17 protein-coding genes are annotated in these 17,067 nt (G+C 65.5%); 3 read left to right on the top strand and 14 right to left on the bottom strand.

The window, feature by feature from the left end:
• Positions 1 to 11 precede the first annotated feature (11 nt).
• The gene (locus ACXJKC_RS13305) at positions 12 to 905 is read left to right on the top strand and encodes an alpha/beta fold hydrolase (protein ID WP_456697211.1); all 894 of its coding nucleotides are present in this window, start codon (positions 12 to 14) and stop codon (positions 903 to 905) included.
• Here the strand turns inward: ACXJKC_RS13305 and ACXJKC_RS13300 are convergent.
• The 4 genes from ACXJKC_RS13300 to gatC form a co-directional block, all read right to left on the bottom strand.
• Positions 889 to 1,884 (bottom strand): GGDEF domain-containing protein, encoded by a 996-nt coding sequence (locus tag ACXJKC_RS13300; protein ID WP_456697210.1) that lies wholly within the window; start codon positions 1,882 to 1,884, stop codon positions 889 to 891. The two genes, ACXJKC_RS13305 and ACXJKC_RS13300, sit on opposite strands and share 17 nt — an antisense overlap.
• Positions 1,885 to 1,979: 95 nt before the next feature.
• A complete protein-coding gene (gene gatB, locus ACXJKC_RS13295) occupies positions 1,980 to 3,476 on the bottom strand; it encodes an Asp-tRNA(Asn)/Glu-tRNA(Gln) amidotransferase subunit GatB (protein WP_456697209.1) in 1,497 nt (498 codons plus the stop codon).
• Entirely contained in the window at positions 3,473 to 4,990 is a 1,518-nt protein-coding gene (gene gatA, locus ACXJKC_RS13290) for an Asp-tRNA(Asn)/Glu-tRNA(Gln) amidotransferase subunit GatA (protein ID WP_456697208.1), read from the bottom strand. The genes gatB and gatA overlap by 4 nt, the downstream gene beginning before the upstream one ends.
• Positions 4,991 to 5,066: 76 nt before the next feature.
• Positions 5,067 to 5,375: an Asp-tRNA(Asn)/Glu-tRNA(Gln) amidotransferase subunit GatC gene (gene gatC / locus ACXJKC_RS13285; protein WP_456697207.1), complete on the bottom strand. Its 309-nt coding sequence runs from the start codon at positions 5,373 to 5,375 to the stop codon at positions 5,067 to 5,069.
• A 145-nt stretch (positions 5,376 to 5,520) separates the two neighbouring features.
• Here gatC and ACXJKC_RS13280 point away from each other — a divergent pair, with 145 nt between their 5' ends.
• Positions 5,521 to 6,360, top strand: coding sequence for an alpha/beta fold hydrolase (locus tag ACXJKC_RS13280; RefSeq protein WP_456697206.1), 840 nt, complete (start codon positions 5,521 to 5,523; stop codon positions 6,358 to 6,360).
• 85 nt (positions 6,361 to 6,445) lie between these two features.
• Here ACXJKC_RS13280 and ACXJKC_RS13275 read toward each other — a convergent pair whose 3' ends face one another.
• A complete protein-coding gene (locus ACXJKC_RS13275) occupies positions 6,446 to 8,107 on the bottom strand; it encodes an FAD-dependent oxidoreductase (protein ID WP_456697205.1) in 1,662 nt (553 codons plus the stop codon).
• A gap of 32 nt (positions 8,108 to 8,139) precedes the next feature.
• Between ACXJKC_RS13275 and ACXJKC_RS13270 the strand changes: the two genes are divergently transcribed.
• Positions 8,140 to 8,496, top strand: a complete 357-nt coding sequence (locus tag ACXJKC_RS13270) for a DUF2568 domain-containing protein (protein WP_456697204.1) — start codon at positions 8,140 to 8,142, stop codon at positions 8,494 to 8,496.
• 3 nt (positions 8,497 to 8,499) lie between these two features.
• On the opposite strand, the gene ACXJKC_RS13265 is transcribed toward ACXJKC_RS13270, so the two are convergent.
• The 9 genes from ACXJKC_RS13265 to ACXJKC_RS13225 all read right to left on the bottom strand — a co-directional run bounded on the left by ACXJKC_RS13265 (position 8,500) and on the right by ACXJKC_RS13225 (position 17,057).
• On the bottom strand, positions 8,500 to 9,321 hold the full coding sequence (locus ACXJKC_RS13265) for a pseudouridine synthase (protein ID WP_456697497.1): 822 nt from the start codon (positions 9,319 to 9,321) through the stop codon (positions 8,500 to 8,502).
• A gap of 108 nt (positions 9,322 to 9,429) precedes the next feature.
• The gene (gene ligA, locus ACXJKC_RS13260) at positions 9,430 to 11,520 is read right to left on the bottom strand and encodes an NAD-dependent DNA ligase LigA (protein WP_456697203.1); all 2,091 of its coding nucleotides are present in this window, start codon (positions 11,518 to 11,520) and stop codon (positions 9,430 to 9,432) included.
• Positions 11,521 to 11,566: 46 nt separating this feature from the next.
• The gene (locus tag ACXJKC_RS13255) at positions 11,567 to 11,989 is read right to left on the bottom strand and encodes a type II toxin-antitoxin system VapC family toxin (protein WP_456697202.1); all 423 of its coding nucleotides are present in this window, start codon (positions 11,987 to 11,989) and stop codon (positions 11,567 to 11,569) included.
• A complete protein-coding gene (locus ACXJKC_RS13250; protein ID WP_456697201.1) occupies positions 11,989 to 12,243 on the bottom strand; it encodes a type II toxin-antitoxin system Phd/YefM family antitoxin in 255 nt (84 codons plus the stop codon). The genes ACXJKC_RS13255 and ACXJKC_RS13250 overlap by 1 nt, the downstream gene beginning before the upstream one ends.
• A gap of 64 nt (positions 12,244 to 12,307) precedes the next feature.
• Positions 12,308 to 13,282, bottom strand: a complete 975-nt coding sequence (locus ACXJKC_RS13245) for a methionine synthase (protein ID WP_456697200.1) — start codon at positions 13,280 to 13,282, stop codon at positions 12,308 to 12,310.
• A gap of 47 nt (positions 13,283 to 13,329) precedes the next feature.
• Positions 13,330 to 13,959 (bottom strand): enoyl-CoA hydratase/isomerase family protein, encoded by a 630-nt coding sequence (locus ACXJKC_RS13240; protein WP_456697199.1) that lies wholly within the window; start codon positions 13,957 to 13,959, stop codon positions 13,330 to 13,332.
• A 12-nt stretch (positions 13,960 to 13,971) separates the two neighbouring features.
• Positions 13,972 to 15,171, bottom strand: coding sequence for an MFS transporter (locus ACXJKC_RS13235; protein ID WP_456697198.1), 1,200 nt, complete (start codon positions 15,169 to 15,171; stop codon positions 13,972 to 13,974).
• On the bottom strand, positions 15,153 to 16,241 hold the full coding sequence (locus tag ACXJKC_RS13230) for an MBL fold metallo-hydrolase (protein ID WP_456697197.1): 1,089 nt from the start codon (positions 16,239 to 16,241) through the stop codon (positions 15,153 to 15,155). Before ACXJKC_RS13230 ends, ACXJKC_RS13235 begins: the two co-directional genes overlap by 19 nt.
• A 9-nt stretch (positions 16,242 to 16,250) precedes the next feature.
• A complete protein-coding gene (locus ACXJKC_RS13225; RefSeq protein ID WP_456697196.1) occupies positions 16,251 to 17,057 on the bottom strand; it encodes an enoyl-CoA hydratase/isomerase family protein in 807 nt (268 codons plus the stop codon).
• Positions 17,058 to 17,067 lie beyond the last annotated feature (10 nt).

Below are 17,067 nucleotides of genomic sequence, written 5' to 3'. Positions count from 1 at the left end.
ACAATCAGCGCGTGACGACGACCAGTCCCGGTTTCGTGCGCTATCACGACGTGACCAGCGCCGATGGCACCCGTCTGCGTGCCTGGACCAACGGTGCCACCGGACCCACCGTGCTGCTGTCGAATGGACTCGGCACCAATCCACACGCGTGGCCGTCCCTCCTGCAACCCGACTGCGGCGTGCACATCATCTCGTGGAACCACCGCGGTGTCGGCGGATCGGAGCGCCCCGCAGACGATCGGGTCGACCTCGACGCATTCGTCGAGGATGCGATAGCCGTCATGGACGATGCCGGAGTCGAATCGTGTGTCGTCGCCAGCTGGTCGGCCGGGGTCACGATCGCCTTCGAGCTGGCCGCCAGACATCCCGAGCGGGTCACCGGAATCCTCGCCGTCGCCGGTGTCCCCGGCAACACCTTCGGAACCATGCTCACACCATTGAAGATGCCAACCGCGCTCGCCAGGCAGCTGATGGTCGCCTTCACCCGGGCCGCCGGCCTGTCAGGTTCGATCCTGGCGCCCGCGACCAGACGCATACCCTGGACCACCCCGACGGCCAACCTCGTCCGACGTTCACGCATCGTCAACCCCGCCGCTGATCCAGCTCACCTGAACGCGTTGATGAAGGAGTTCTGCACGACGCATCCGACCTGGTACGCCAAACTCGCGATCGGAGTCTCCGAGCAGCCACGGATCTCATTGTCGGCGATCGACGTGCCCGTCACCTTCATCGCCGGCAAGTGGGACGTCTTCACCGGCGCACGACACATGCTGAGCGCCGCACAGCGAGTCAGAGGTTCGCGCTACCGCGAGCTCGAGGCGACCCATTTCATCCCGCTGGAATTTCCAGCGCTCGTGCTCGACGAACTGCTCGACCTGCTCAGGCGGGTCAAGAACCCGAGCTGACCGGCCGTCCGGCGTCGTCGGAGTCGACCACGACGCGATTGCGTCCCTCAGCTTTGGCCCGGTACAGGAGCGCATCGGCCGCGCGGACCGCGCCGATACCTCCGTGCGTCACCCCGGCGCTGAACGTCAGACCGGACGGATGCTCGGCCCATGACGCGGCGATACGCGCCAGCACACCTGTCGCCTCGTCGACCGTCGTGTCGACGAGAACGATCACGAACTCCTCACCGCCGTAACGGAACACCTTATCGGTGGGACGTGTACCGTCATGCATCTCAGATGCGAAGTCCATCAGAGCCACGTCACCGGCCACATGACCGAACTTGTCGTTGAACTGCTTGAAGTGGTCGAGATCGATGATCGCGACTGCACCCGTGGCACCGGCCCGTTCGAGCTGGACGTCGAGGCCCGAACGGTTGAGCAGCCCGGTCAGACTGTCGGTTGTCGCAAGCAGCTCAAGCGCTCGCTGCTTCTCGCGCAGCTCTTTGATGAGCTTGGCCGGAACCTCCGCGCAGATGATCCACACCAGCGCGGAAATCGGCAGCCGGACCGCGGCCGCCTTCGGTTCGAGGTCTTGCACCTGCAGGAACAGCAGCGCTGCCGGCGGCACGAACCACAGACCGCGGCGCGGCGGCTGACTCAATCCGATGAACAGGAACGACAGCACGACCAGTCCCATGACAAGTCCCGCAGCCTGATGGGCCACCAGGTCGAGCACCGAGATCCCCGCGCACAGTGCGAGCGGCCACATCATGAGCGACCAACGCCGATGGATCTGGTGCGTGGCCACGAGCAGACCGAACAACACGCCGGCGCCCGCCACCACCGCGGCCAGCATCAGCCATGCGGCCGGGCTGGATGGATCGGTGACCGCGGTCGCCAACGCCAGGACGACGAAGCAGCCGCCAAAGCGGATCAGGCCGCGGCGATGCCACAGCCAGACCGCATCGGGATCGTCTTGATCCGTCTCATGTCGCATGGGTCTCCCTCCCCTGGACGTGTCGAAAAGCCTAGACGCCGGCTCGCAGCCCCGCCTGACGAATCGACATCAGCGGCACTGCGGACCGGCGCAGGTTACGACAGCTTCTCGAGGATGAGCTCGCGGACGCGACCCGCGTCGGCCTTGCCGCGCATCTCTTTCATGACCGCACCGATCAGCGCCCCGGCCACACCGAGGTTGCCGCCACGGATCTTGTCGGCGGCGTCCGGATCGGCCTCGATCGCCCGGTCGACGGCGGCGCCGAGCGCGCCATCGTCGGAGACAACCTCAAGTCCTCGACCCACGACGACCTCTTCTGCCGTTCCCTCGCCGGCGATGACGCCGTCGAAGACCTCGCGGGCGAGCTTGTCGTTGATGCGGCCCGCGTCGATGAGGCCCTGGATCTCGGCGACCTGCTGCGGCGAGATGCCCAGCGTGTCGATGTCCTGGCCCGTCTCGTTGGCCCGCCGGGCCATCTCGCCGAGCCACCACTTCTTCGCCGTCTGGGGCGTCGTGCCGGCCTCGACCGTGGCCACGATCAGGTCGAGCGCTCCCGCGCCGATCGTGTCACGCATGTCGAGATCGGAGAAGTCCCACTCGGCCTGCAACCGCGCGCGACGGATCGCGGGGGGTTCGGGCAACGTCGCCCGCAGCTCTTCGACCCACTCACGCGACGGCGACACCGGAGCGAGATCGGGTTCGGGGAAGTACCGGTAGTCGTCGGCGTCGGACTTCTCGCGGCCCGACAACGTCGAGCCGGTGTCCTCCTGGAAGTGTCGGGTCTCCTGGACGACCTTGCCGCCCTCGTCGAGGATTCCGGCGTGGCGCGAGATCTCGAAGCGCACAGCCCGTTCGACCGAACGGAACGAGTTGACGTTCTTGGTCTCCGAACGGGTGCCGAGCACCGTGGAGCCCTTCGGCTTGAGCGAGAGATTGACGTCGGCGCGCAGCGAACCTTGATCCATGCGGACGTCGGAGACCCCGAGCCCGCCGATCAGGTCCCGCACGTGCGAGACGTACGCGCGGGCGACGGCCGGAGCCTTCTCGGCGGGGACCTCGATCGTGCGGGTCACGATCTCGATCAGCGGGATGCCCGCACGGTTGTAGTCGACCAGTGAGAAGTCAGCACCGTGGATGCGTCCGGTGGAGCCGCCGACGTGCAGGGCCTTTCCGGTGTCCTCTTCCATGTGGGCACGCTCGATCTCGATCCGGAACGTCTCGCCGTCGACCTCGACGTCGACGTAGCCGTCGAAGGCGATGGGCTCGTCGTACTGCGAGGTCTGGAAGTTCTTCGGCATATCGGGATAGAAGTAGTTCTTGCGCGCGAATCGGCACCACTCGGCAATTTCGCAGTTGAGTGCCAGGCCCATCCGGATCGCGGACTCGACGGCCTTCGCGTTGACGACCGGCAGTGCGCCGGGCAGCGCCAGACATACGGGGCAGACCTGCGTGTTGGGTTCTGCACCGAACTCGGTGGGGCAACCGCAGAACATCTTGGTGGCGGTGTTGAGCTCGATGTGGATCTCGAGCCCCATGACGGGGTCGTACCGGCTGATGGCCTCGTCGAACGGAACCAATGTCTCAACGCTCATCGTGCGACCTCCAGCTCAGGAGCCTTGGACAGCAGCGTGCCGCCCCACTTGTCTTCGAGCAGCCGCTCCAGCGCCGCCGCAGCGTTGTACAGCCGGTCATCGGCCTTCTGCGGAGCCAGGAACTGCAGGCCGACAGGCAGATCGTCCTCGTCGGCCAGACCGACCGGCAGGGACAGACCGGGGATACCGATCAGATTGGCCGGGATCGTGGCGACATCGCCGAGGTACATCGCCAACGGATCGTCGAGCTTGTCACCCAACGGGTAGGCCGTGGTCGGCGATGTCGGCGAGACCAGCACGTCGACGCCTGCGAAAGCAGCCGCGAAGTCGCGTGCCAGAACCGTGCGCACCTTCTGTGCCGAGCCGTAGTACGCGTCGTAGTAGCCGCTCGACAGGGCGTACGTTCCCAAAATGATGCGGCGCTTGACCTCGTCGCCGAAGCCGGCGTCGCGGCTCGAGGCCATGACCTGCTCGGCGCTCGGATCATCGACCCCTGCAGGAGGGACGCGGACGCCGTAGCGCATCGCGTCGAACTTGGCCAGGTTGCTGCTGGCTTCGCTCGGCATGACCAGGTAGTAGGCACCCAGGGCGTATTTCAGGCTCGGGATCGACACCTCGACGACCTCGGCTCCGGCCGAAGTCAGAAGCTCGACGGCATCGTTGAAACGCGCCTCGACGCCAGGCTGGAAGCCTTCGCCGCTGAGCTCCTTGACGATGCCGATCTTCAGACCCTTGACGTCGGCTCGACGCGCGGCCGCGACAACTGCCGGTACCGCGTCGGGAATGCTGGTCGAGTCCATCGGATCGTGGCCCGCGATCAGCTCGTGCAGCAGCGCCGCATCGAGAACCGTCCGCGTGACAGGTCCGGCCTGGTCGAGGCTGCTCGCCATCGCGACCAGGCCGTAGCGGCTGATGCCGCCGTAGGTGGGCTTGACGCCCACGGTGCCGGTCAGGGCGCCGGGCTGACGGATCGATCCGCCTGTGTCGGTGCCCACTGCCAGCGGAGCTTGGAAGGCCGCGACCGCGGCCGCCGAACCACCGCCTGATCCTCCGGGGACTCGGCTCGTGTCCCAGGGATTGTGCGTCGGACCGTACGCGGAGTGCTCAGTCGTCGACCCCATCGCGAACTCGTCCATATTGGTCTTGCCGAGGATCGGCAGGCCGGCGGCCTTGATCTTGGCCGTCACAGTCGCGTCGTAGGGCGGGATCCATCCGTCGAGAATCTTGGAGCCACACGTCGTGGGCATGCCGATCGTCGCGAAGACGTCCTTGACCGCGATCGGCACGCCTGCGAGGTACGACAGCGGTTCGTCCTTGACACGGCGGTCGTCGATCTCGAGCGCCGTCGCCAAAGCGCCTTCGGCGTCGACATGCAAGAACGCGTGGATCTCGCCGTCAACAGCCTCGATCCGGTCGACCATCGCCTGGGTCACCTCGACGGAGGAGACTTCCTTGTCAGCCAACATATGCGCCAGATCGTCGGCGCTGAAGCGAGTCAGATCGCTATCCGTCATGCTGACGCCTCCTCGAAGAAGCAACGGTAAAGAGGCATCAGCATGAATGTCTCAATGTTCGCTCGCTGGCGCTCACTCATGATTCCCCCAAGATCTTCGGCACGAGGAACCGCTGTTGGTCGGACGCCGGCGCAGCGGCCAGTGCGGCTTCGGGCAAGAGGCTAGGACGCACGACGTCCTCGCGGAACACGTTGTCGACCGGAACCGGATGGCTCATCGCCGGGATATCGTCACCGGCCGCCTCCTGGACGCTTGCGACGTGCTCGAGAATGGCGGGAAGTTCAGCAGCGAGGTGATCGAGTTCAGCGTCGCTGAGGTCGATGCGGGCAAGGCCGGCCAGATGGACGACATCATCGCGCGAAATACCCTTTGAGGGCTCAGACATGCAGCTTCCTTGAGGTGGTTGGTCTTGCAGGCCGATGGGGGTTGCAAGATTCCATCGTAGTGACGTCGTGGTTCCCCGGTCGCCGGGCATCGCACCGGCGGCAAACCCTATCCAGATAATCGTGTTCTCTGACAGGATGTAGGTCATGTCAGACTCCCGAATCTCGCAGATCCGACACGACGGATTCACCTTCGACGTCATCGACACCGGCCCGATCGACGGCACTCCCGTCGTACTGCTGCACGGATTCCCGCAGCGGGCGACATCATGGGCCGCCGTGTCGGAGCGATTGCACACCGAGGGGATGCGTACCTATGCCCTCGATCAGCGGGGCTACTCCCCCGGCGCCCGTCCGAAGTCACGATTCGCCTACCGGATCACGGGTCTGGTCGGCGACGTCAAGGCGCTGATCGACGAGATCGGTCAACCCGTGCACCTGGTCGGTCACGATTGGGGTTCGGCCGTCGCGTGGGGCGTCGCGGCGAATCACCCCGATTCTCTGCGGACACTGACGGCTGTTTCGGTCGCGCATCCCGGAGCGTTCTTGAAGTCGATGTTCAGCAGTTCGCAGATCCTCAAGTCGTACTACATGATGCTGTTCCAGATCCCGTTCCTGCCCGAGTTGATGCTCAGCAAGCCGGGCGGTTTCGGCGAGAAGATGCTGCGGGGCGCCGGTATGGACTCCCACATGATCGGAACCTTCCGTCGCGAGATCGTCGCTGACGGAGCGCTGCGCGGTGGGCTCGGCTACTACCGCTCGATGTTCCTGGCGCCTGGTGAGTTCGGCCGGCGCGTCCACGTCCCGACGACGTACGTCTGGAGTGACCGCGACACGGCTCTCGTGCGACGCGGCGCGGAGTTGACACCGCAGTACGTCTCGGCGCCCTATGAATTCGAAGTCGTCGAAGGCGCCACGCACTGGCTGCCCGACCAGAACCCGGACGAACTCTCCGCGAGCATCATCAAACGGGTCCGCTCCGTCTGATCCCGCAGCTCTGGGTAGGTGCGTTAGCGTCCACCCCCTGGGGTGGGCGGTGCGATGGCGTCCACACTGGCACCTGAAGTGGACGCTAACGCACCGCCGCGGCGAGGTGGGCGTGGACCTGTGAGACGGCACCGGCTCCTTCGCCGCTGGCCGAGGCGACCCGCTTCATCGAGCCGGATCGGATATCGCCTGCGGCGAAGATTCCCGGCACCGACGTCTCGAGCGGTGCCGGCGGCATACCGTCACGCCACAACTCCTTGGGCACATCTCGCCCGGTCAGGATGAAGCCGTCCTCATCGCGACTCACCGAGTCCGGCAACCAGTCACACCCTGGCTCAGCACCCAGCAGGAGAAAGAGCCCGTCGGCTGCCAATCGCCGGCTCTCGCCGTTGCAGTCCAGATCGATCCATTGCAGACGTCCCTCACCTCCGCCGTCCGTGACCTGGGACGCCGTACAGACTGTGATCCTGCTCTGGCCCTCGATCTCGTCGATCAGATAAGCCGACATCGTCTCGGCCAGACTCGGCCGGCGGATCACGATCGTGACCGAGCGGGCGAACCTGGCCAGATGGATCGCGGCCTGACCGGCAGAGTTCCCGCCGCCGACGATGAACACGTCCCGACCCTCCATATCGCGCGCGAAGCTGGTGGCCGCTCCGTAGTGGACACCCAATCCGGCCAGGGCCTCCAGACCCGGCACGCCGAGTCTGCGGTAGCGGACACCACACGCGATCAGCAGCGCACGCGATCGGACCGTCCCGCCGTTGTAGGTGATCTCATGCAGCTCACCTATTTTCAGACCATCGGCCGAGCGACCTGTGAAGATCCGGGCCCCGAACCGAGTCGCCTGGAGGCGGGCCCGAAACGCCAATCGCATACCCGAGACGCCCCGCGGGAAACCGAGGTAATTGCGGATCATCGAGCTGGTGCCGGCCTGCCCACCGACTGCTTCAGAATCGAGGACGACGGTGCCCAGCCCCTCCGATGCGCCGTACACGGCTGCCGCCAGGCCGGCAGGTCCCGCACCGACGATGAGCAGATCCGCGACGTAGTCGTCACCCAGGTCGGCAGGCGTGCCGTAGAACGTGGAAGCCACCATCTGATGGGTCGCTCCAGACAACGGCGGACGGCCGAATGCCGCGACGATCGGCAGCTCGGCTCCACCGTCCAATCCGGCGATCAACTCGCGACCGACCGGGCTGTCGGGTCGGTATCGGGTCCACGCCACGCCCATGCGATCGAGGAAGTCGCGGATTCCAGCGACCTCGACCTGGCGGCCATCGTCGACGATCTGCACTCCGACGATCTCGGGCGTCGCCGACGACGACGCCCAGTCAGAGAGATATTCGGCGATCGCGGTGTGGAATTCTTCGTCACGCGGTGCCTGTGGGATCAGCAGATAGGTGTCGAGACGGCCCATGCCGAGCGCGGGCCGCAAGATCTCGAGGGCGGGCTGGAACTGCCCGAACCGGATCAGGACGACTCGCCGGCTCCCCGGGGACAAGCCACGAAGCGCGTCCATCAGATCCAGCGGATCACCTTCGACTTCGAAATCGATGCCGATCAGGGCAATCTGTCGACTGTCGGTGACCAGCTCGCGGGTGAGGTCGACTGCTCGGACGCCAGATGTCGTGCGGATGTCGTAGTCGCGGGCGTAGCGGTTCGCGAATTCGTCGGCCAGTACCTCCCGATTGGCATCGCTTCCCACGAGCAGGATCACCGGACTGGGGCGGGGCGACTCGGTCATGTCGCGAAAGTAGCACTGTCTAGGCTGAGTGCATGCCTCCACAGAAGCCGACCGACGTGGGTCCGCTCGATTCGCTTGCCTTGATATGCGAAACCGCGATGGTCGTGCTGCTTGTGTTCGCCGGTCACGGCTTCGACGACGGCTGGCGTGGTTGGGCGATCGGCGGATTCCTGGCATTCGTCGCGCTCGGAATCTGGGTGCAGTGGATGAGCCCGAACTCGGCACGCCGCCTCGACAATCCGACCCGCCTCATCGTGCAGATCATGTTGTTCCTGACCGTTGCGCTCTACGCCGCCGCAGGCGGGCTCTGGTTGTGGGGCATCGGCTTCGCAGCGGCATCGATCGTGGTGTTCGTCGCGCTCGCGATCTCGGAGCTACCTGAAGCCTGAGGCTCAGTTCCCGGTCAGTGGAAGTTGACGCACGCTGCTGAAAGTTCGCTCGGTGCCGTCGATCGGGTCGATGAATGCCAGTTCGGCTGCCAGCAGCTGCAGCGGATGGTCGAAATCGTCCAGCGCGATGTCCTCTACCGTCGGATACAACGGGTCATCGATGATGGGGATGCCTAGCCCGTTGAGGTGGACGCGCAGCTGATGCGTGCGTCCCGTGCGCGGGGTGAGGCGGTAGATGCCCCGGCCGTCGACCTCGCGCTCCAGCTCGATCAATGTCTCGGCGTTGATCGCCGCTTCGGGCACGATGTCGACCTGCCAGGAGCCGCGGCGCTTGACGAGATGATTCCTGACCGTGATCGGCAATTCGAGGTTCGGATCGATCGGCGCCAATGCGCGATAGGTCTTGGTGACTCGGTCGTCCTGGAACAGCGTTTGGTACGCGCCGCGCCAGCGTCGTTCGGTCGCGAGCATCAGCAATCCCGACGTGATCCGGTCGAGCCGGTGCATCGGCGTCAGTTCAGGGAGGCCCAACTCGTCGCGCAGCCGAACCACGACGCTTTGGCGTACGTGTTTGCCGCGCGGAATCGACGAGAGGAATGCCGGTTTGTCGATCACGACGAGCCGTTCGTCGCGGTGGACGATGTGGATCTCGCCGGGCACATCGGCTTCGACCGGTAGATCACGATGGAACCAGATGAACGTGTGCGGCGTGTAGGGATCATGCTCGGCGACGGGGCGCAGATCGTCGTAGACGAACCGTTGTTCGGTCAGCAAAGCGTCGATGTCGACCCGTTCGGGCAGCCGGTGCCGCAGCCAGTCGCCCATCGTCGGCCACGGGGTCGGTCGTGGCTTGTCGCGATCAGGCGTCCGCAGCCATGCCGCCCCCAATCCGTGACGGGGTGGAAGAGGGGAACGGGGCGGCACCTCTCGATGCTAGGCCTCCAGGCCGTCGGGCCCTTCGGCGAGGAGCTGTTCGAACTGCTCCTCGGTGAGAATCTTCAGTCCGAGCTCTTCGGCCTTGTCGGCCTTCGAGCCGGCGCTCTCGCCGACGACCACATAGTCGGTCTTCTTCGAAACCGAACCCGATGCCTTGCCGCCATGGACGATGATCGCCTCCTTGACCGAGTCGCGAGTAAAGCGCTGAAGTGAGCCGGTGACCACGACGGTCAGTCCTTCGAGGGTCCGGACGATGGACTCATCGCGCTCGTCGTGCATACGCACGCCTGCTTCGGCCCAGGCTTCGACGATCGCCACGTGCCAGTCGACCCCGAACCAGTCGACGACCGCCTCGGCGATCGTCGGACCGACGCCTTCGACCGCTGACAGCTCTTCGACCGTCGCGGCCCGGATCGCCTCCATCGTCGCGAAGTGCGTTGCGAGGGCTCGCGCCGCCGTCGGACCGACGTGCCGGATCGACAGTGCGACCAGGACTCGCCACAGCGGTTGCTGTTTGGCCTTCTCAAGATTGTCGATCAGCGCGAGACCGTTGGCACTGAGTACTTTGCCGTCGACGGCCTGATCGACCTCGGTCTTCTTCGCCGCGCGGGTGTACAGGTCGGTCTTCATCAGATCGGCAGCAGTCAACGAGAACAACTTGCCCTCGTCGGTCAGCACGCCGGCCTCGAGCAAGGCCGTCGCGCCCTCCCAGCCGAACACCTCGATATCGAATGCCCCGCGTCCGCCGACGTGAGTCAGTCGTTCGCGCAGCTGCGAGGGGCAGGATCGGGTGTTGGGGCAGCGGAAGTCCTTCTCCCCCTCACGCGAGGGCGCGAGCGGCGTACCGCACGACGGGCACTCCGTGGGCATGACGAACTCACGCTCCGTCCCGTCACGTAGCGCCACAACCGGTCCGACGATCTCTGGAATGACATCCCCGGCCTTGCGCAGGACGACCATGTCACCGATCAGCACGCCTTTGCGTTTGACCTCGAACTGGTTGTGCAGCGTCGCCATTTCGACGGTCGAACCCGCGACCCGGATCGGCTCCATGACGCCGTAGGGCGTCACCCGACCGGTGCGGCCGACATTGACCCTGATGTCGAGCAGCCGGGTGTTGACCTCTTCGGGCGGATACTTCCAAGCAATGGCCCAGCGCGGCGCGCGCGACGTCGAGCCGAGGCGGCGTTGCCGGTCGACCTGGTCGACCTTGACGACGACACCGTCGATCTCGTGGACGACATCGTGCCGGTGTTCGCCGTAGTAGGCGATGAACTCTTCGACCGCGGCCAAGTCAGGCAGCACCTTCGCGCGGTCACTCGTCGGCAGACCCCAGGCCTTGAGTGCCAGGTATGCCTCGCTCTGGCGATCGGGATTGAAGCCGTCGCGGTAGCCCAGTCCGTGACACACCATCGACAACGGACGTGAAGCGGTGACCGAAGCGTCCTTCATGCGAAGCGTTCCGGCCGCGGCATTGCGCGGATTGGAGAATGGCGTTTTGCCCGATTCGGCCCACGCGGTGTTGAAGTCCTCGAACTCCTTGGTCGGGAAGAACACCTCACCACGAATTTCGACATAGGCCGGAACCGGGTAGTCGTCGGTTGCGGTAAGCCGGTGCGGGATCGCTTTGATCGTCCGGACGTTCTCGGTGACGTCTTCGCCGACCCGGCCGTCGCCACGCGTCACACCTCGGGTGAGCCGGCCGTTCTCGTAGGTCAGCGAGATGGCCAGACCGTCGACCTTGAGTTCGCAGAGGAACTCCGCATCGTCGACGCCTTCGCGGATGAGTCTGCCGTACCACGCGGCGAGTTCCTCGCTGGAGAATGCGTTGTCGAGGCTCAGCAGACGCTCGCGATGCTGGTAGGCCTCGAAGGACGACGAGATCGCACCGCCGACCTGCTGCGTGGGCGAGTCGGGGGTGCGGAGTTCGGGAAGCTGTTCTTCCAGCGCCTCGAGCTCGCGCATCAGCTGGTCGTACTCACCGTCGGAGATCGTCGGCGCGTCGTCGCGGTGATAACGCTGACGGTGCTCGTCGATCGTCTCGCTCAGTTGCTTGTGCTGCTGACGCAGCTCGTCGTCAGTCACCATGACCCGACTTTATCGCCGCAGCCCGTAGTTGGCCCGTCAGCATCCCTCACTCCATCTCCTCAACGATCGAGACTCCGAAAGCACGGGCCGCATCGCGCATGCGGCGATCGAACGTCACCAGGGCGCAGTCATGACGTCGAGCCCCAGCGAGGTGCACGGCATCGGCAACCCGTACCCCGACGTCCCAGCGATCAACCATCTGCGCCGCAGCCGTCACATCCACATCGCCCAACGCAACGCGAGTGAAGCTCTGCACCAACCGACCGATCGCCGCAAGCGCGAACTCATGTTGCTCAAACGAAAGCTCTCCCAGGCGGGTTCGGCGCGCGTAGACGTTCGACAACTCAGCCACCGTCCAACTGGAGATGACACACTCGGCGCTGTTGGCCGCGAGCCAACGGACTGCGACTGGTGACAGCTGCTCCTTGCCCATCGCTGCGACGATGACGCTCGTTTCGACGTACAGCATCAGTAGCGGCTGTCGTCACGACTCAGGCGAACTTGCTCGACAGCGTCGACATCAGAGGCGGGCAGCTCGGCTGCCACGCTGGCCAACCAAGCCACGTCGATCGGAGGCAGCGGCGCCTTGAGCGGAGTCAGGTCTGCAATCGGCTTGCCCCGTCTGGTGATCTGCACCCGTTCCCCCTTCTCCACCGCATCGAGCAGCTCGCTCAGGTGCGCCTTCGCCTCGGCGACGCTGACCGAGCGTCCAGGCTCGTACATGAGAACCTCCAGATGACCAAGTAGATAGTCATCTTAGTAGGCGGCATCGCCGCACACAATCAATCTAGTGCCGGCCACTGACAGTGCGCGCGAGCGTGAGCGCGCTGCGCGCCCACTGCGGAGAAGCGCCGGCCAGCCCGCACGTCGGAGTCACGACCAACCGCTCGGCGTACGCCTCTTCATCGAAGCCGAACCGGCCGAAGAACGTGTCGATCCGGTCGGCCAAAGCTTTCTCGGCGGTTTCGACATGCTCAACCGACGAGGACGGCACCACCCCGAACCACAGGTCGACACCCCTCTCGAACGTCTCGGCCCAGATGTCATCGGGCCTGGCCAGCGACAGGTCGAACGAGATCGCGGCGAAACCCGCACCGGCCAGCAGTTCGACCGGGACATCAGGAGCACATGAATGGACGACGGCCCGCGCTCCCGCATCGGTGATCGCTTCGACGACATTGCGCAACAACTGATCGGCCTCCGGCGGATGGACGCTGCGGTGACGCGACCAGCCGCTCGCCGTCGGGATGCCTCCGGTCAGCACCGCCGTGATCGCGGGCTCGTCGACCTGCACGACGACATCGGCCTGATCGAAACGACGCCGTACGTCCGACACATGTGTGCGGAGCCCCTCCGCCAATGACTGACTGATCTCTCGGCGAGCGCCGTGATCGGCCAGCATCTTGTCGCCTCTGGGACGCTCGACCGTCGCGGCGAGAGTCAGTGGTCCAGTGACCTGGATCTTGATCGGCCCCTGGTACCCCTGCGTGAGTTCCTCGGCCATATCGAGGTCCTGGCCGAGCAGCGAACGCGCACGGCGAACGTCTGATCCCTCCCCCACCCCGATGCGCCAGCCGTCGGGTTGCAGATCGGCCTCCAGCCCGTCCAACAGTGCGAGCGTCCGACCGATCATGCCGGCGTGAACGCCACGGTCCGGCAGTTCGGGGACGTAGGCGAAATCGCCGACCTCCCCCAGGACGATCCGCATGGATTCAGCGAAGTCCGTGCCGGGCATCGAGCCGATGCCGGTGGCGAGAGCCATGGAGGTCCTGTTCTGTCGGTGCTGCCTGATGTGCGCTCCCCATGGTCTCAGACGGGCAGCGTCCTGCTCCTGATCTGCTGCTTGTTGGCAGCGAGCACCTCCGGATCCAGCGAGGCCAGCCGATCGACGATCTTCGCCAACTCCCCTGCGAGGCTGCCTTCCGCCGCGACCCGGTTGACGATCCCCATCCGGAGCGCATCCTCGACGCCGAAGATCTCACCCAGAAGCAGCACCTCGCTGGCGTGGCGCGGCGCCAGGACGCGCGAGGTGATCGGAATGGGCGGTGCCCAGCCGTGCTGGATCTCGACCTCGCCGAACTGGGCGCCTGCCTCGGCCACAACCAGATCACAGCTCAGGACGAGCTCGAAGGCCTGCCCCAAGCAGTAACCGTGGACCGAGGCGACGACGGGCATCGACAGGCCCTCCAGTGCAGCAGCAAGATCGGCCGGATCACCGACGTCCTGCCCGGCCGCGACGGCGCGTAGATCGCCGCCTGCTGAGAACGCCCTACCGCGTCCCTGTAGCACCACGACCCGGACGCCCGGATCCGCCTGTGCTCGGGCGCATGACGCGACCAGGCCGTCGTGCACGCTCCTGTCGATCGCATTGAGGGAGCCGGGACGGTTCAAGGTCACGGTCGCCACGCCCCCTGCAGTCTCATACTCGACGTCCGACATCGTCACTCCATTTCATGTTGCGTTACCGGTTTGCTTGGGGCGTAGGAACGCACTCATGACGAACCCCAGGACCAAGACGCCGGTCGTCACGCCCAGCGCGACGTTGTAGCCGTAGGCCTCGGCGAGCACTCCGACGACAAGCGGACCGATCACCATGCCGGCATCGGAACCGCTCTGATACACCGCGACCACGACCCCGCCCTTGGAACCGACGATTCCGGCGACGACTTTCGAGCCTCCCGTCGTGACGAATGCCGTTCCGAGGCCCAACAGGGCCAGCCCGAGCAGATAGCCCGGCAAGGTCGCCCCGATGAGGATCGACAGAAAGCCGAGGATCACGATGCCCTCTCCGACAAGCAGCGATCGGCGGGCATTCCACACGTCTGCGCGTCGCCCGGCGATGGGCAGTGCGATGGCCTGCACAATGGCACAGACCGACAGACCCACCCCGATCCACACGGCCGTCTCACCGACGACGTTGAGCAGGAACAGCGGGATGACCGAGACACGTACTCCGAAGACCGCCCAGCCGATCGTGAAGTTGGTGAAGACGACCGTGCGATAGGAATGCAACCGCACCGCATCAGCCAGACGCGACGGCGTGACTTCGGTCGACGAAGTCGCCCGACGCGACTGCGACAGCTTGCGCAGGAAGATCACGCCGACGCAGCCGCCCAGACCCATCGCGATGCCGTAGGCGAAGAACGGGATGCGCGGCGAGAAGCCCGACATGAGTCCGCCGATCGCAGGGCCGATGATCGTGCCGAGGTAGAACGCACCTTGGAACTTGCCGACGGCTCGGCCGGTCTGATGCGAAGGGGTGACGCTGAAGAGCAGATTCATCGCCGCGACGGTGTACAGCGCCGAGCCGATCCCACCGGCACCTCGCATGATCAGCAGCTGGGTGAAATTGACGGCAAGGCCGGCAATGACGCTCGTGACGGCCAGGAGGAACATCCCGGATATCAGCACCCGAGTCTCGCCGAGCTGGTTGACGAATCTGCCACCTACCGGGCCAGAGACCAGTCGCATCAGGGCGAACGCCGAGATGAGGGCGCCGACGGCGGCACTGCCGACCCCCAGATGTTCGGCGAACACTGGGATCGCCGGCGACTGCACGCCGAATCCGACCGCGACGATGAAGGCCATGACAGCCAGCACGTTGACCTCGCGGGGCAGCGGCTCACCGGCCTTCATACGACGACCGACCACGTGATGACGGGGCCGGACGAACGCTCCACCCGTCCCATGCGCTCCATCAGGACGAGGTGGGCCAGCGCTTCGCCGTTGGCAGAACGTCTGGCATAGGGCTCCATGTGCTCCCACGGCCGTGACCAGCGCAGCCCCTCAGCCACCTGCCATGAGGTCGCGGCGCCAGATACGTCCAGCAGCTCGGACGCCTCGTCCAGACGGGCCTCGTGGTGCGACTGGAGTTCGTCGAGCCGCGCGTCCAGGTCGTCGAACCGGTACTCATGCCCCGGTAAGACCTGACTCACCCGTCGCTGTCTAAGCAAAGCCAGCGACCCCAGGTAATCGCCCAAAGGATCGTTGTCGCCAAGGTCGTATGACGACACGTTGGGACTGATCCGCGGCAGGATGTGATCGCCGCTGAGCAACAGTTCTTCATGGGGAACGTAGAAGCATGCGTGCCCCTTGGTGTGGCCGGGCGTGTGCAATACCTCGATACGCACCCCGTCGGCGTCCACGACGGCATCGGCCGCCAAGGATTCGTCCGGCCCCGGAGTACCTCGAAGTCCGTCGATGATCCCGCGCTCGAGGCCCAATGCGTCGATCTCGTCGCGGGGAGCACCCGTCGCGATCAGGAACTGTGCGATCGAACGGATACGTTCGTCGGTGCTCTGCGCCACGGCATCGAACACGCCGGCATCGGACGCGTGCATCGCGATCCGCGCGCCCGACACCTGGCTGAGCCACGGCGCGGCCCCATAGTGATCGGCATGGAAGTGGGTGACCAGGATGTGCGAAACGTCCCCCAGCCCGGCGCCCAACCGGGCCAGGCCCCGTTGGAGCGCCTCCCGTCCAGCGGGAAAGTCCCAACCCGGATCCACGACGGTCAATCCGGTCGTCCCCACGAAGACGTAACAGTTGACGTAGCCCATGGGATTTCCCGGCGGCAACGGGATCGACAGCGACCAGATGCCCTCACGCACCTGCTCATCGGGCGGTACCTCGTACGCCGCCCAGGACGAGAACTGTTGCGGCGAGGCGGCCCGCGGAAGTCGTAGCCGTTGACTGGCCCGGTCACGTCTGACGTCGGTCACCCGCTCCCCCTAGCGGTTTCGAAACAGCGGTGACCGCTTCTCGACGAATGCCGTGGCCGCCTCACGATGATCGTCGGACAAGAACGTCGCCGCCTCGTAGAACAGGCCGTAGTCGATGACCAGGTTCATCCGCTCGCGCACGATCAGGTTCAGCGTCGCCTTGGTGCCGGCGACCGCCATGGGCGCCAGCGCGGTCATCTGCCGTGCGAGACGGACCGCCTCGGCGTCCAGCTCCTCGTCGGGCACGGCTTTCAGGACGAGACCGAGCCGCTCGGCGTCCGTTCCGCTGAGCCGTTCGCCGGTCAGCAGGTGGTACTTGGCCTGCGCCATCGACATCAGCAGCGGCCAGGCGACCGCCCCACCGTCGCCTGCGACCAGCCCGACTTTGACGTGGGTGTCGCCGAATCTGGCGTTCTCGGCTGCGACGACAATATCGCCGAACAGCGCGATCGTGGCTCCCAGCCCGAGTGCGTAGCCTCTGACGGCACACACCATGGGCTGTTTGACCGCCATGATCGTCTCGAGCAGCTCACGACCGTGGGTCATCGAGATGACCTGCTGACCGCCCGACATCGCCTCGCCAGGCTCCCCGTCGGCGAAGGACTCGACGTCGCCGCCCGAACAGAACGACTTGCCCGCGCCCCGCAACAGGATCGCCCGGATCGACGGGTCGCTTCCAGCGCTGCGAAGCGCCGCGGTCAGTCCCTCCAGCAATGCCCCGTTGACCGCATTGTGCCGCTCGGGGCGATTCAGCGTCACCGTCATCAATCCGTCCTCGACCGCGACGAGCACAGCTTCTTCGCTGACTTGGTTCATGGCTTCTCCT

This window comes from Aeromicrobium sp. P5_D10 (assembly GCF_054049535.1).
The sequence above is the reverse complement of the archived record's forward strand: the minus strand, read 5'-3'. Positions and strand labels throughout refer to the sequence as shown.